The sequence below is a fragment of the Pseudarthrobacter phenanthrenivorans Sphe3 genome, assembly GCF_000189535.1.
Classification (GTDB): domain Bacteria; phylum Actinomycetota; class Actinomycetes; order Actinomycetales; family Micrococcaceae; genus Arthrobacter; species Arthrobacter phenanthrenivorans.
The window spans coordinates 3,863,580-3,877,515 of record NC_015145.1; the positions used below are offsets into that span (position 1 = coordinate 3,863,580).

Below are 13,936 nucleotides of genomic sequence, written 5' to 3' on the forward strand. Positions count from 1 at the left end.
CCGCAGCAGTTGTGCCGGTCGCGCCGCCTTGCCCCTACCGCAGCGGGACTGCGGGCAGCGAGTCGGGCAGCGGGAGGTCTGAAGGTTCAGGGACCGGGACGGTGGGGCGTCCCATGCCCTCCGTGATATCCCCCGGAACGGCGCTGGGGAGGGTCTTTGACGGATCGGCGGCAGGCTTGTCCGGTACGGCTGCCTGGCCCGGGACGCCGTCGGCAGCTGTGGGGCCGCTCGGCGCCGGGACAGCCGGACGTTCCGCAGCCAGCGTAGGCGCGGGCATGGCTGGATCCGTGGCCGGGGCGGCGGGAACCTCTGCCGGACGCGCTGGTTCCACCGCCTCGTCACCGGCCGGAGCGGCGCCTGCACCGGTCACGAAGGACGTGATGGCCTGGTTGATGTGCGTGAAAGAGTCGCGGAACCCCTGGTCCGAGGCAGCGGCAACGGCTCCACCGGCACCGAGCGAGATGGCCACGGACAGTGTGGTCAGTGCAACCCGGCGCCTGGTCCGACGGCGGGCCGCCAGTTCATCCACCGGGGGCACCTCATCAAGGGCGGCAGCCTGTCCTGCGCCAGCGGACGCGGTTCCAGCGGGGGCTGCGCCAGCGGACGCGGTTCCAGCCATCAGCGCGGCGACCTCGGCCGAGGGTTCCGGAGCGGGCCCGGCGAAGGCGCGAAGTTCCAGCAGCGCAGGGCGTAGCTGCCCGTCGTCGTCCAGTCCTGCTTCCAGCAGCAGCTGGTCAACGAACCCGTCACTGCGGGATGCTGCGTTGTCACTCATGAATTCGCCTGGTTTCTTTGAAGCGTTTGTGCCTTGAGGTTTTGAAGGGCCCTGCGTTGGAGCTGCTTGATCGCTCCGGTGCTCTTGCCCATGATGCGGGCCACCTGTTCGAGGGAGAGGTCGGCCACCACGCGGAGGGCCAGTACTTCCTGGTGCTCCTCGCTGAGTCCCTCCAGCAGGGCGGCCGCTCCGCCGTTCAGGTCCACCGCGTGGTCCTCCGCCGAGGGCGTGGTCCTGGCATCGTGCTGCGGATCGTACGGGCTCAGTTGCGGCCGTCGCTCAATCCTGCGGTAGTAGTCCACCATCCGCGCGTGGGCGATGGAGAACAACAGTGACTTGGCGCCCTGGAGCCCGCCGGTGAGGCCGTCAATCTTTGGGTAGAACGCCAGGAACACGTCCTGGGTCACCGCTTCAGGATCGTCCACCCCGCGGGCTTTGAGGTATCCCTGCACTGGGCCGGCAAAGGACCGATAGGCAGCACCGAACAGCGCCGCCGGATCTGTTCCGGCCGCACTGTCGAATATGTCGATCTCTTCTTGGGCCAACGTGCTTAGCACCAGCGGCTCCTCCATCCCCGGACGCGCCTCGCGCCTGTCCGGGTTTCCGCTTCGGACTGCCAGTTCCCGTGATTTTGCGTGCTGCCTGCAGGCAACCGTTCCGGGTCTGTCGGAGGGCCCTTAATGGGGTCCGCGCAGCCCGGAAGTGCAGTACTGCGGGAAACGGAACGTGCCGTTTCCCGCAGTACAGCCTAGCCAACAGTCCTTAGCGGACCGAAACTGCGGGAGCGTCCACGACGTTGCCGCCCTCGGCGGGGACAGCCGGGACAGCGGGAACGGCGGGCTCGCCGTCTACACCCGGAACGGCAGGCACGGCCGGAGCGGCAGGCAGCTCAGGGCGCTCAACGTCAACGGCGGCGGAACCGGCGGCAGCAGCACCGGCCTCCGCGGCGGCGTCAGCTTCAGCAACGACGTCGGCGCAGAAGCTTTCGACGTTTGCTTCGCCTTCAGCGGCGATCACCAGGGAGGAGAAGCCCTCGGAGGAGGCGTTCAGGCCGCCGTTGGTGAACGCGGTGCACAGGCCGAAGGCTGCGGCGCCGGCGGCGTCAACTGCCGTGCCCGCGGTTGCGGAGGCAGAAGCCTGGGCGGAGACGTTTTCGTCAGTGACGGCGGCGTCACCAGCGGCTGCGGCGTCTGCGTCCGCGGAAGCGTTGGCGTCTGCGGCAGCATCAGCAGCGGCTTCGGCAGTTGCCTGGCCCTCCGCTGCTGCTTCAGCTGCCAGCTGCGGGGCCGGTGCGCCGAACAGATCGTGGGCGGTCTGCTGTGCTTCGGCGGGGAGGACACCGGAAACAGCGGCGGCGCCGGTTCCGCCCACGGCGATGGTGCCGGCAGCCAGTACTCCGGCGGCGACTTTGCTGGTGGCGAGAACGGTGAACAACGACATAAGACACTCCAAAACCTAGATAACACGTTCGTTTCGGGCCCGGCGTGCGGACCCATCACCTCCTACATCGCCGGCGGCAGCAGAAAGGTTACGGGTGCCCGGAAACCTTTTTCTGCCACCGCTCCTGCGCGCCTGCCAAAGCCTGCCGCACTACGATCGAGGCATGCCCAGTGACCAGTCCCAACAGCATGAAAACCAAGCCCCCGCGTCCCCCAAGAAGGCCGGCACCTGGCAAGCGATGGTGGACAGCAACAAGGCGCTGCTGCTGCGGAAAACCGGCAAGGACACCACCCATTGGGCGGAAAAGGCCCGGGCCGCCGGCATAGAGAACGACAGCGAACTCCGGGCCTGGATGCGCGACACCTTCGGGGTGACGGGGTACGCGCAGTACGCGGTGTCGTGGGAAATGTTCGGCTACCCGGAGTTCATGCTCCGGGACGCGGATGAGCTGATCGACGGCCAGTACGCCAGCCACCCCCGGCTGCGGCCGATTGCGGACGCCCTCCTGGCTTGGGCGTCCGCAACCGACGGCGTGGCCATCCAGATGCGGAAAGGCTATGTGTCGCTCCACAGCCCGCGGCGCAAGTTCGCCCAGGTCACCCGCACCACGAATACGGCCGTGGATGTCACCCTCCGGCTCGATGCCCCTGCGGACGGACGCATCGAGGCCATCAGGACCCGGGCGGACGATCCATTCACCCGCAAGGTCCGCCTGACGTCGGTAGAGCAGGTGGACGACGGGCTGCTGGACATCCTGGCAATGGCTTTGGAGCAGAACAGCTGACAGGGCTCGGAGCACGGCCGCCCGAAGACGCCGGAAGGCCCCGGGGACGCTGTAAATTTCCAGCGAACCCGCGGCCTTCCCGCGAATCCGGCGAAGGAAACCGGAACCGGCCCTAGGCTTCGACCATCTCGGCATCCGCCTCTTCGAACTCCACTGCGGCAACGATTTCCCGGGTTTCCGGGTTGATCATGAAGGCTTCGTCGTCTTCTTCGACCATCAGGAAGTCGCCGTGGTCGGTGGAGAAGTGCCAGGCGAGGGTTTTTTCGCCACCGTGCACGAAGTTGGGGTCGCCCATGGTGATCCCGATCAACTCGTATCCAGCGATGCTGCAGAGTTCGCGGATGATAATTTCGAAGTCCGGGGCGTCCTCCAATGCCTCTGCGCCGGCCTGCGCCTGGCGCTCGGGGAGGTCCGGGATCTGTTCCGCGAGCCGCTCGATATACGCGCCGATCTCTTCGTCGTCCAGTACCAGCAGTTCTGGCTGGGCCCGCAGCCAGGCGGCGTTGAGCGCGGTGATGTTTTCGCTCTCCAGCAGCTCCTCGAACTCGCCATCGAGCTCCTCCATCCGGAGGACGCCGTCGGGCGTGTCCTCGGAGTCGTCCAGGCCGCCGTCCAGGTAGTGCTCCTCGTCTGCCTCGGACAGGCCGTCGAATGCCTCCACTGCGCGGTTGAAGAGGTCCAGGTGGGCGTCGGCTCCCATTCCGGCCATGCCCTCACGGATCAGGGTGTCCGTTTCGGAGCGGTCGACGGCGGTGAACACGTACTGCGCGAAGCCGCCCTCGAGCACCTGGGTGAGGTAGAAGTCAACGTAGTAGCTGCGCACGGCGACGGGCGACATTTCCTCGGTGCGGAGCAGGGCGGCGTGCATGGCATCCACGATGCTGACGTTGGCTTCGACGACGTCCTCGTCGCTTGAGTCGATGCTGCTGCTGGTCAGGACGACGGGCTGCTGGCTGGTGATCATGGCAATCCTCACGGCTGTTGCGGGTGTTGCTCGAACTCTTTTCACGCTACGTGGGCCGGGTCAGTGCGCCGTTGAGGAAAAAATGAACGTCCGGCGAAGATTATGTCGCTGGCGGGTTTTCCTTCCGCCGGCCATCGTGGCTGCCTTGTCCGCCGGACAGCTTGCCCACCGATCCGCGCTTGACGAGGGTCGCGGCGAATTCAGGTTTGTCCGCCGGTCCTTTCCTGCCCTGGATCTGCCGGATGAGGGCCTCGGCTGCTGCCACGCCCATCTCGTAAACGGGTTGGGCGATCACCGTCAAAGGAGGCGTGGTAAGGCGAGTCCATGCAAAGTCGTCATACATGAGGAAGGAGACGTCGTTTGGAATGGCGAGTCCGAGGTCCTGGATGGCCTCCACCACACTGAGTCCGATCAGGCCGTCCGAGGCAATAATGGCCGTTGCGGGATCAGGCCGCTGCAGCAGTTCACGCGTAATCTTCTTGATGGTTTCCGGTCCGTCGGCGTTGAAGCGCACCAGGTCATCAGGCTGCCTTAGGCCCGCTTCCCGGAACGCCCGCATGATCCCGTCCCGCCGGTCCGAAATCTGGGAGGAGCCCAGGGACAAACCTGTGGAGTAGGAGTCATCCGTCCGAAGGGTGGAGATGAAGGCGATCCGGCTGTGTCCCGCCCCGATCAGGTAGCGGGTTGATTCGTAGGAAATGCTTTCCATGTCCACTGCCACCGTGTCCACCGCCAGACCCTGCGCTTTGCGGTCCAGCAGGACCAGCGGCCTTCCCGAGCTGTGGACGTCCTGGAGGTGCTGGGTCTCCACGGAGGAGGCAGGGGCCACGATCAGCCCGTCAACCCGTTTGTCCAGCAGCACCCTGACGGCGTCCACCTCCGCCGCCCTGTCCTCGTCCGTGTTGACCAGGATGACGTTGAAGCCGCTTTTCTTGGCAGTGTCCGTGATTCCACGGGTGGCCAGGCCGAAGTGCGGGTTTTCGATGTCGCCCACCACTACGCCGATGGTGTTGGACTTCCCCGTGTTCATGCTGCGGGCAAGCTCGTTGGGCCGGTAGTTCAACTGCTCAGCGGCAGCCAGCACCCGTTCCCGCACGTCGTCGCTCACAGCCCCGTAGTTTCCCAAGGCGCGGGCTGCCTGGGCCTTGGATACCTGCGCGGCTTTGGCGACGTCGGCAACAGTGACGTCGCGTCGGCGGGAAGTATCAGTACTCATGTCGGCCTTTCGTAACGGACTCTTGACGCCCTTAGTGGCGTCGATTACATTTCTATCCATCGATGTGAGTCCGGTCTCAATCCTAGGCATTGAGACCGGACTCAGCAAGGGTTCCGGCAAACCCGCCACGGCGGATCTTGATCCTCCATCTCCCGCATCCTCACGATTGGAAAACTCGCTGTGAATACTCGAATTACTGTGCGCCCCGCAGCGCTTATTGCCGCGGCTGTTGCCGCTGTCCTGGCACTCTCCGGCTGCGGCGGCTCCTCAACCGCCTCCTCCTCGCCGGCCGAGAACCCTTATGGCCTCATTGAGCCGGGGACCATCCGGGTTGCCAGCCTGGGCGATTCCAAGCCCTATACGTTCACGGATGCCCAAGGTAAATTCACCGGTTTCGACGTGGAACTCTTTACGGACGTTGCCTCCCGCGCCGGCGTAGACAACGTGGTCTTCACCGGACAGGACTTCTCTGGCCTGCTGGCCGCCGTGGCCAACGGGCAGTTCGACGCCGGAGTGGCCGCCATCGGCATCACGGACAAGCGCAAGGAAACTGTCGATTTCTCTGACGGATACCTGGCTGGCTACCTCACCGTCATCACCACCAAGTCCTCCGGCATCAGCAACGCGGACGGCCTTTCCGGAAAACGCCTGGGCGTAGTGCAGGGGACACTGCAGGAAGCCTATGCAGTGAAGAATTTCACCTCGGCCAGCCTGGTCCGGTTCCCGGACAACAACACTGCAATCTCTGCCGTCAACAGCGGTTCAGTGGATGCACACTTCCTGGACTACGAAGCTGCAAAGTCCTACCAGGAACAGTTCGGACTGGTCAGCGCCGCGGATATCCCGTCCTTCGACGCGCCGGCGGGTTTCGCCGTCGCCAAGGGCAAGACCGCCCTCAAGGAGGCCCTCAACAAGGGCCTGGCCGAAGCCATGGAGGACGGCACCTGGAAGAAGCTCTACGAGAAGTGGTTCCCGGGTTCCCCGATGCCCGAGCAGTACCTCCCGAAGGCAGAACGGACCGCAACCCCGGCCCCGACAGCAAGCAAGTAGACCATGGGCATGTCCGGGCGGGCCGACGCCTCACGCCACGGCCCGCCCGGCTTGCTACCGGAACAACTAACACCTGAGAGCATTCAATGGACTGGCTCAATACCATCATCCGCACCTTCTTCGACTTCGGCGCCATGGCTGAAGTCCTGCCCCAGCTCCTGGCGGTAGGCCTCCTCAACACCCTCATCATCTCCGTTGCCGCCACCGTGATCGGCGTCGTACTCGGCATGGTGGTGGCTGTCATGGGCATCTCACCGTCCAAGTGGCTGCGCATCCCGGCCCGCATCTACACGGACCTGTTCCGCGGCCTGCCGGCCATCCTGACCATCCTCCTGATCGGCCAGGGCTTTGCCCGCCTCAGCCAGTCGATCTTCGGCCCCTCGCCGTACCCCCTGGGCATCATCGCCCTCAGCCTGATCGCCAGCGCCTACATCGGCGAAATCTTCCGCGCCGGCATTCAAAGCGTGGACAAGGGCCAGGGCGAAGCATGCCGTGCCCTGGGCATGACCTACGGCAAATCCATGGCACTGGTGGTGATCCCGCAGGGCATCCGTCGCGTGCTGCCGGCCCTGGTGAACCAGTTCATCGCCATCGTCAAGGACTCCTCGCTGGTCTACTTCCTGGGGCTGCTGGTCAGCGAACGCGAACTCTTCCGTGTTGGCCAGGATGCCGCGGTACTCTCCGGGAACCTCTCCCCCCTGGTGATGGCGGGCGTCTTCTACCTCATCATCACCGTGCCGCTCACCCACCTTGTCAACTACTTCGACAGCCGCTTCCGGGCAGGAAAGCGCCGCCCCTCGGCCCCCACCAGCGGCCTCAATGAAGTCAAGGAACTCGACGCGGCCTCGCCGCTCACCACCGGGAGCAACACATGATCACCAGCACCAGCGCGAATCCCACCGCTGACATCGAAACCTTCCACGGCTCCAGCCTGGAGCTGAAGAACCTGACCATGGCCTACGGGGACATCGAGGTCCTCCGCAACGTCAGCCTGGCCGTGGCACCCGGCACCACCACCTGCATCATCGGGCCGTCCGGCTCAGGCAAGTCAACCCTCCTGCGGGGCGTCAACAGGCTGCATGAGCCCAAGAGCGGTGACGTTGTCCTCGCCGGTGAAAGTGCGCTGAACGTCAACCCCGACATTTTGCGCAGCCGGATCGGCATGGTGTTCCAGCACTTCAACCTCTTCCCTGACCACACCGCACTGGAAAACGTGGCACTCGCCCTCTGGAGCGTCAAGAAGATGTCCAAGGCCGAGGCGCGGGAACGCGCACGCCTCCGACTGGCCGAAGTGGGCCTCGCCGAACGCGCCGACCACCGCCCCCGGGACCTTTCCGGCGGGCAGCAGCAACGCGTCGCCATCGCCCGCGCACTCGCTATGGAGCCGGAAGTGATGCTCTTCGACGAGGCCACCAGCGCTTTGGATCCCGAGCTCGTCAAGGGAGTCCTGACCCTGATGGCGTCGCTGGCCAAGAGGGGAATGACCATGGTGGTGGTCACGCACGAGATGGGCTTCGCCCGAAAGGTGGCCGACCAGGTGGTCTTTATGGACGAAGGCGAGGTGGTGGAGGCCGGCACGCCGGCGGAGATCTTCGACAACCCGCACAGCGAGCGCCTCCAGCGTTTCCTGTCCGAGGTCCTCTGATGGGGTCCGCAGGCAAGGGACCCATCCGTACCGCCGTCGTCGGCTTTGGCATCTCCGGACGCGTGTTCCATGCACCCCTGATTGAGGCAGATCCCTCCTTTTCGCTTGATGTCATTGTCACCGCAGACCCGGAACGCGCCGCCACAGCGGCTGCCCGCTACCCGCACGCGCGAATCGTGCCGACGGCGGAGGCCATGTTCGCGCTGGCGGCGGACCTCGACCTGGTGGTCCTGGGAACCCCGCCGGCCACGCACTTTGGCATGGCGTCGAGGGCGATCGCCCACAAGCTGCACGTGGTGGTGGACAAGCCGTTCGTCACCACCTCCGCCCAGGGGCAGGAACTCTTGGCCTTGGCGTCCGACGCCGGCGTGCAGCTGACGGTTTTCCAGAACCGCCGCTGGGACTCGGACTTCCTCACCCTCAGCAAGCTCCTCCATGAGGGCGCGCTGGGCGAGGTCCGGACCTTTGAATCCCGGTTCGAATGGTGGCGCCCCGAGGGCTTCGGGAACTGGCGCGATTCGGCCACGGCAGCCGAGGGCGGAGGAATCCTCCACGACCTGGGTGCCCACCTTATTGACCAGGCCGTTCAACTGTTCGGCCCCGTGGCGCGCAGCTACGGCGAAACAGCGCACCGTGGACTGAGCCCGGAGGCGGCCGACACGGAAGCGTTCGTGTCGCTGCTGCATGACTCGGGGGTGCGCTCCCGGCTGTGGATGAACGGCATGGCCGCCAAGGCGGGCCCCCGCTTCCACGTCCTGGGCTCCCTCGCCGGCTACACAAAGTGGGGACTGGACGGCCAGGAACCCGCCCTCGACGCCGGACTCCCGCCGTCGGACCCGACGTATGGCGCAGAGCCCCAGGAGTCTTGGGGGCTCCTGGGTGTCGACGGCCGCTCAACGGCCGTGCCGGCCGAGCGGGGCGCGTACCCCCAGTTCTACCGGCTCCTTGCCGGCGCCCTCCTGCACGGCGGGCCGGTCCCTGTTGACCCGTCAGACGCCGTCGACGTCCTGAAAGTCATTGAAGAAGTCCATGCCCTCGCATGACGTATCGCGCCACGGCACACCTTCCAACCACGTACCTTCCAACCCAGGAAAGCGAGACACCATGTCCTCCGCAAGCCCCGCCAGGAAAATCGCCGTCATCGGCGGCGGAATCCTTGGCGTTTCCACCGCCGTCCACCTGGCAAAGGGAGGCGCGCACGTCACACTCGTCACGTCCGGTCCGTTGGCAAGCGGAGCCTCCGGCCGCTCGATCGCATGGCTCAACTCCTCCGGAGCGCGATCCGCCGAGTACCACTACCTCCGGATGCTCGCCATCGACCGCTACCGCACCTGGAGCGCGCACCACCCCGAAAGCCGCGACTACCTGAGGTTCGATGGTGCGCTGAAATGGGCCGGCCCAGACGAAACCTTCCGCGAAACCTTCGCTTTCGAGCGTTCGGGCGGATACCACTCCGTCTGGGTGGACAGCAGGGACGTCGCCCGGATCGCCCCGGATGTGGACGCCGCTGCGGTGGCCGACGAGGGTGCCATCTACAACCCTGGTGAAGGCTGGGTCAACATGCCCGACTTCATTAGGGCATTGGCTTCCGAGGCAGCGGACAACGGGGCGGTGATCATCAAGGATGCCGGGGATGTTCGGGTGGATGTGCGGGACGGCGCCGCCGTCGGCGTCATCCTCGGCGACGGGAGGCGGCTGGAAGCCGACCAGGTGGTGCTGGCAACCGGCGGTGAGGTCCCGGCCCAGCTCGCAGCCCTGGGTGTAACGGTTCCAGATGCCACGCCGGCCGCCTTCGTGGTGTTCACCGAACCGCTCGACGTGAATGTGCAGACCGTACTGAACACCCCGCGCGTCGCTGTGCGGCCCACGCCTGACGGCGGGCTGGTACTTGACGCGGACTGGGCAGAGCAGTCTGTGATCATCGAAGATGACGGATCCTTCACGGTTCCCGAGGAGTCCGTCCAGGGCCTGCTCGAGGAAGCCTCGAAGGTACTCGCGGGGAATCCCCGGCTGACCGCCCAGCGGGTGGCTGCAGGCCTGAAACCCATTCCCGGCGACGGTGAACCGGTGGTGGGCCCGGTGCCCTCGATACCGGGCCTGCACACGGTTTTCACCCATTCGGGCGCAACGCTGGGGCTGATCCTCGGTGAGCTCCTCGCAGAGGAAATCCTTACCGGAACGCCATCTCCCGTACTCGCCGCCTTCCGGCTCGACCGGTTCGACGCCGGCGCCCCCGCCAGGGGAGCCGTGGGGACGGGCGCCTGGGCGCCGGTGCACCAGAGCTAGCAGGCCGGGTGGTGGTGCGGGCCGGCGCCCCACCACCTCCCGGGCCGGCTGCGGCATTCCGGCTGCGTTTGTGTCCCTGGTTGTCCACCTGATCCCGTCCTGCCGCCCGCAAAGAGCCGGGCGGCGCCCTCCGCCCCGCAGGCGAACTAAGATGGATCAGATAACCAACCACCGGCCACTGCCCTGCCGTGGCCTGCTGAAAGTAGCGCGCTCCATGCCATCCCAACCGGACGAGAGTGCGGCACTGGCAATTCAGACCCCCGCCATTAACGACCGTTCCCTGGCGGCCGGACTGGCCTATGCCATGGGTAGCCGCGTCTCGGGTATGTCCTTCGACGCTGCCACCGGGCTCATGCTGGGCAAGGTGCGTGGCGGCGCAGAGGTCCCCTATTCCACCACCGCCAAGCTGGTCCGCAAGGGCGGCGGCTGGAGCTGCACCGTGGGCGTGTGCAGCTGCCCGGTCCGCAAGGACTGCAAGCATGTGGCGGCGCTGCTCTTTGCCGCCGAGGACAACCCCGCCATCCGGGTCCAGCTGCTGGCCCCGTCCACGGCCACGCAGCTCTCCCGCAACGCCTCCGGCGCCGCGCTGTCCGATTGGGAGCAGGCGCTCAGCCCGCTGATCACCCAGCCGGGAAACACCCCCTCCACCGGCGGCGTTCCGCTGGCGCTGCAGTTCGAAATCGAAGAACCGGCCCCGCACTTCTCCTACACGGGCCGCCGGGATCCGCAGCGCAGCGTCCGCCAGCTGAAGGCACGTCCCGTCATCATGGGTGCCAAGGGCAAGTGGATCCGCGGCGACGTCTCCTGGAACACGCTGAGCTACCTGAACTTCCGCCGCGAATGCAACCCGTCCCACGTGGAGTGGATGCAGGAGTTCCTGGCCGGGCACTCCGCGGCGGCCGGACGGTCCTTCAACTCCTCCGGCCTCTGGCTGGGCCTGAACTCGTACGCCGGAAAAAACCTGTGGGGCATGCTGGCCGACGCCCGGAAGATCGGGCTGGCGCTGGTGCACTCGCGCGGCACGGAGCCGGTCCGCCTCGCCGAGGCGCCCGCCGCCGTCGGCCTTAACCTGGCCCGCTACGGCTCCCCCGGAACTGAACCGGCAGGCGGCAGTGCGGGGGCAAAGGACAACGACGGCGGGCTGGAACTTGCCCCCACCATCGCCGTTGAGGGCGTGGAGATTGATCCCGCGGCAGTGGGAACGATCGGCCGCCCGGCCCACGGCATCTTCTACACCACCGGCGAGGCCTCGCTGCCTGGTGTCCCCGACCCGGACGGCGCCATCACCCTTGCACCGCTGGAAAACGGCCTGAGTGAGGAACTGCTGGCCTTCGTCACAGCCGGGACCACCCTGCATATTCCGGCCAAGGACGAATCGCGCTTCCTCACCGGCTTCTACCCCAAGCTCAAACAGACCGCCAGGGTCACCGCGCGGGACGAATCCGTGGAACTGCCCGCCCTTGCCATCCCCACACTGTCGCTGCTCGCCAACTACGGCGCCGACCACCGGGTCCGGCTGCACTGGGAATGGCACTACAAAACCGGCAACCTGGTGACCGCCCAACCGCTCTGGCGCCATCCCGGCGACCACGGCTACAGGGACGACACCGCCGAGGCCCGCATCCTGGAAGGCATCGGCCACCCCTGGGACGTAGTTCCCGCGCTGGGCGAATCGGCCACGGACGGCTGGGGCACCCCCCGGCTCGCCGCATCCGCCGAGCTCAAGGGCCTGGACACCCTCGCCTTCACGGAGGAAGTGCTGCCGCGGCTGCGGGAAGCTCCCGACGTCGAGGTGGACACCGCCGGCGACATCGCGGACTACCGCGAGGCAGAGGAAGCCCCGGTGGTTTCCATCTCCACCAAGGCAACGGAGCAGCGCGACTGGTTCGACCTCGGCATCCAGATCACCCTGGAGGACCAGCCGGTCTCCTTCGCCGCGGTGTTCTCCGCCCTGGCCGCCGGCCAAACAAAGATGCTGCTGCCCAGCGGCGCCTACTTCTCCCTGGACCTGCCCGAACTGCACCAGCTGCGCGCGCTCATCGAGGAGGCCCGCTCGCTGCAGGACAACAAGGACGCACCGCTGCAGATCAGCCGGTTCCAGGCCGGGCTGTGGGACGAGCTGGCGCAGCTGGGCATCGTGGACGAGCAGGCGGCCGCCTGGCGTTCTGCTGTGGGGGGTTTGCTGGAAGGCGGCACGGACGGACTGCCGCTGCCCGCGGGCCTCAACGCGGAACTGCGCCCGTACCAGCTGGAAGGCTTCAACTGGCTCACCTTCCTCTACCGGCACAGCCTGGGCGGGATCCTGGCCGACGACATGGGCCTGGGCAAGACCGTGCAGGCGCTCGCCCTGATGTGCGCGGCAAAGGAACTCGCGCTGGCGGCAGCGGACGCTTCAACGTCCGACGCCGGTGCCCCCTTTTTGGTGGTTGCCCCCACCAGCGTAGTGGGCAACTGGGCCGCGGAGGCCGCGCGCTTCGCTCCCGGCCTGAAGGTCCACACGGTCAGTGAGACCTTCGCGAAGAGCAGCAAAGTCCCTGCCGAGGCGCTGGCCGGTGCGGACATCGTGATCACGTCCTACGCCCTGTTCCGGATTGACTACGAGGCCTACGCATCCCGCACCTGGGCCGGGCTGGTGCTGGACGAGGCCCAGTTCGTGAAGAACCACCAGTCCAAGGCATACCAGTGCGCGCGCAAACTTCCCGCCGCCTTCAAGCTGGCCATCACCGGCACGCCCCTGGAAAACAACCTCATGGAATTCTGGGCGCTCACCTCCATTGTTGCGCCGGGACTGTTCGCGAGCCCCAAGCGGTTTGCGGAGTACTACCAGAAGCCGGTGGAAAAGAACGGCGACAAGGGGCAGCTGGACAAGCTCCGCCGTCGGGTCCGTCCGCTGATGATGCGCCGCACCAAGGACCAGGTGATCAAGGACCTGCCGCCCAAGCAGGAGCAGATCCTGGAGGTGGTGCTGAACCCGCGCCACCAGAAGGTGTACCAGACGCACCTGCAGCGTGAGCGGCAAAAGATCCTGGGCCTGATCGAGGACGTCAACAAGAACCGGTTCACCATCTTCCAGTCGCTGACCCTGCTGCGGCAGCTGAGCCTGGACGCCTCGCTGGTGGACCCCTCGCTCTCGGCTGTCCGCTCCAGCAAGCTGGACGTGCTGTTCGAGCAGCTGGAGGACCTCGTGGCTGAGGGTCACCGGGCGCTGATCTTCAGCCAGTTCACCGGATTCCTGGGCAAGGTCCGGGAGCGGCTGGACGAGGAAAAGATCGAGTACTGCTACCTCGACGGCGGCACCCGCAACCGTGCCGACGTGGTCAATGAATTCAAGAACGGCAGCGCGCCGGTGTTCCTGATCTCGCTCAAAGCCGGCGGATTTGGGCTGAACCTTACCGAGGCCGACTACGTGTTCCTGCTGGACCCCTGGTGGAACCCGGCCTCAGAGGCGCAGGCCGTGGACCGGACGCACCGGATCGGGCAGGCACGGAACGTGATGGTCTACCGGCTGGTCGCGAAGGACACGATCGAGGAAAAGGTGATGGCGCTGAAAGCCCGGAAGTCCCAATTGTTCTCCGACGTGATGGAAGGCGACGCCCTTGCAGGCGGCGCCATCACCGCCGAGGACCTGGCCGGACTGTTCAAGGAGTAGGCCCCGCGCAGGGCTGTCCTGGCACCACGGTCCCGGAATCAGGGGGCTTTGTGCCCTACGCCCCACTCCCGGCGCCACCTTACGCTGGGATCAGCAGAGCGACGGGGGCGCCTGGCCAGTTCCGGGA

At 66.3% G+C, this 13,936-nt stretch carries 12 protein-coding genes; 7 read left to right on the forward strand and 5 right to left on the reverse strand.

The genetic code is table 11. The features are described from left to right. Nucleotides 1-34: 34 nt before the first annotated feature. The 3 genes from ASPHE3_RS17945 to ASPHE3_RS17955 form a co-directional block, all read right to left on the reverse strand. Nucleotides 35-775 (reverse strand): hypothetical protein, encoded by a 741-nt coding sequence (locus ASPHE3_RS17945; protein ID WP_013602618.1) that lies wholly within the window; start codon nucleotides 773-775, stop codon nucleotides 35-37. Continuing rightward, nucleotides 772-1,347 (reverse strand): RNA polymerase sigma factor, encoded by a 576-nt coding sequence (locus ASPHE3_RS17950; protein ID WP_013602619.1) that lies wholly within the window; start codon nucleotides 1,345-1,347, stop codon nucleotides 772-774. The genes ASPHE3_RS17945 and ASPHE3_RS17950 overlap by 4 nt, the downstream gene beginning before the upstream one ends. Nucleotides 1,348-1,537: 190 nt before the next feature. Next, complete coding sequence (locus ASPHE3_RS17955; protein WP_013602620.1) at nucleotides 1,538-2,215, reverse strand: hypothetical protein; 678 nt, start codon at nucleotides 2,213-2,215, stop codon at nucleotides 1,538-1,540. A gap of 163 nt (nucleotides 2,216-2,378) precedes the next feature. On the opposite strand from ASPHE3_RS17955, the gene ASPHE3_RS17960 reads away from it, so the two are divergent. Continuing rightward, complete coding sequence (locus ASPHE3_RS17960; RefSeq protein WP_013602621.1) at nucleotides 2,379-2,999, forward strand: DUF5655 domain-containing protein; 621 nt, start codon at nucleotides 2,379-2,381, stop codon at nucleotides 2,997-2,999. Between the two features lie 112 nt (nucleotides 3,000-3,111). Here the strand turns inward: ASPHE3_RS17960 and ASPHE3_RS17965 are convergent, their stop codons facing one another. Then, nucleotides 3,112-3,963, reverse strand: coding sequence for a DMP19 family protein (locus tag ASPHE3_RS17965; protein ID WP_013602622.1), 852 nt, complete (start codon nucleotides 3,961-3,963; stop codon nucleotides 3,112-3,114). 100 nt (nucleotides 3,964-4,063) lie between these two features. Then, complete coding sequence (locus ASPHE3_RS17970; RefSeq protein WP_013602623.1) at nucleotides 4,064-5,179, reverse strand: LacI family DNA-binding transcriptional regulator; 1,116 nt, start codon at nucleotides 5,177-5,179, stop codon at nucleotides 4,064-4,066. A 180-nt stretch (nucleotides 5,180-5,359) separates the two neighbouring features. Here ASPHE3_RS17970 and ASPHE3_RS17975 point away from each other — a divergent pair, with 180 nt between their 5' ends. From ASPHE3_RS17975 to ASPHE3_RS18000, 6 genes are all read left to right on the forward strand, one after another. Then, nucleotides 5,360-6,229, forward strand: coding sequence for an ABC transporter substrate-binding protein (locus tag ASPHE3_RS17975; protein ID WP_041652352.1), 870 nt, complete (start codon nucleotides 5,360-5,362; stop codon nucleotides 6,227-6,229). Between the two features lie 86 nt (nucleotides 6,230-6,315). Then, the gene (locus ASPHE3_RS17980; RefSeq protein ID WP_013602625.1) at nucleotides 6,316-7,104 is read left to right on the forward strand and encodes an amino acid ABC transporter permease; all 789 of its coding nucleotides are present in this window, start codon (nucleotides 6,316-6,318) and stop codon (nucleotides 7,102-7,104) included. Beyond that, nucleotides 7,101-7,874 (forward strand): amino acid ABC transporter ATP-binding protein, encoded by a 774-nt coding sequence (locus ASPHE3_RS17985; protein ID WP_013602626.1) that lies wholly within the window; start codon nucleotides 7,101-7,103, stop codon nucleotides 7,872-7,874. The genes ASPHE3_RS17980 and ASPHE3_RS17985 overlap by 4 nt, the downstream gene beginning before the upstream one ends. Continuing rightward, nucleotides 7,874-8,917 (forward strand): Gfo/Idh/MocA family protein, encoded by a 1,044-nt coding sequence (locus ASPHE3_RS17990; protein ID WP_013602627.1) that lies wholly within the window; start codon nucleotides 7,874-7,876, stop codon nucleotides 8,915-8,917. Before ASPHE3_RS17985 ends, ASPHE3_RS17990 begins: the two co-directional genes overlap by 1 nt. Before the next feature lie 61 nt (nucleotides 8,918-8,978). After that, nucleotides 8,979-10,160: an NAD(P)/FAD-dependent oxidoreductase gene (locus tag ASPHE3_RS17995; protein WP_013602628.1), complete on the forward strand. Its 1,182-nt coding sequence runs from the start codon at nucleotides 8,979-8,981 to the stop codon at nucleotides 10,158-10,160. Nucleotides 10,161-10,374: 214 nt separating this feature from the next. Continuing rightward, on the forward strand, nucleotides 10,375-13,809 hold the full coding sequence (locus ASPHE3_RS18000; RefSeq protein WP_013602629.1) for a DEAD/DEAH box helicase: 3,435 nt from the start codon (nucleotides 10,375-10,377) through the stop codon (nucleotides 13,807-13,809). Nucleotides 13,810-13,936: the final 127 nt, after the last annotated feature.

What these genes read in the sequence shown, in the direction of transcription:
- ASPHE3_RS17945 (WP_013602618.1), bottom strand. Translation starts at nt 775, where the DNA reads ATGAGTGACAACGCAGCATCCCGCAGTGACGGGTTCGTTGACCAGCTG.
- ASPHE3_RS17985 (WP_013602626.1), top strand. Translation starts at nt 7,101, where the DNA reads ATGATCACCAGCACCAGCGCGAATCCCACCGCTGACATCGAAACCTTC.
- ASPHE3_RS17990 (WP_013602627.1), top strand. Translation starts at nt 7,874, where the DNA reads ATGGGGTCCGCAGGCAAGGGACCCATCCGTACCGCCGTCGTCGGCTTT.
- ASPHE3_RS17980 (WP_013602625.1), top strand. Translation starts at nt 6,316, where the DNA reads ATGGACTGGCTCAATACCATCATCCGCACCTTCTTCGACTTCGGCGCC.
- ASPHE3_RS17960 (WP_013602621.1), top strand. Translation starts at nt 2,379, where the DNA reads ATGCCCAGTGACCAGTCCCAACAGCATGAAAACCAAGCCCCCGCGTCC.
- ASPHE3_RS18000 (WP_013602629.1), top strand. Translation starts at nt 10,375, where the DNA reads ATGCCATCCCAACCGGACGAGAGTGCGGCACTGGCAATTCAGACCCCC.
- ASPHE3_RS17995 (WP_013602628.1), top strand. Translation starts at nt 8,979, where the DNA reads ATGTCCTCCGCAAGCCCCGCCAGGAAAATCGCCGTCATCGGCGGCGGA.
- ASPHE3_RS17970 (WP_013602623.1), bottom strand. Translation starts at nt 5,179, where the DNA reads ATGAGTACTGATACTTCCCGCCGACGCGACGTCACTGTTGCCGACGTC.
- ASPHE3_RS17955 (WP_013602620.1), bottom strand. Translation starts at nt 2,215, where the DNA reads ATGTCGTTGTTCACCGTTCTCGCCACCAGCAAAGTCGCCGCCGGAGTA.
- ASPHE3_RS17965 (WP_013602622.1), bottom strand. Translation starts at nt 3,963, where the DNA reads ATGATCACCAGCCAGCAGCCCGTCGTCCTGACCAGCAGCAGCATCGAC.
- ASPHE3_RS17950 (WP_013602619.1), bottom strand. Translation starts at nt 1,347, where the DNA reads ATGGAGGAGCCGCTGGTGCTAAGCACGTTGGCCCAAGAAGAGATCGAC.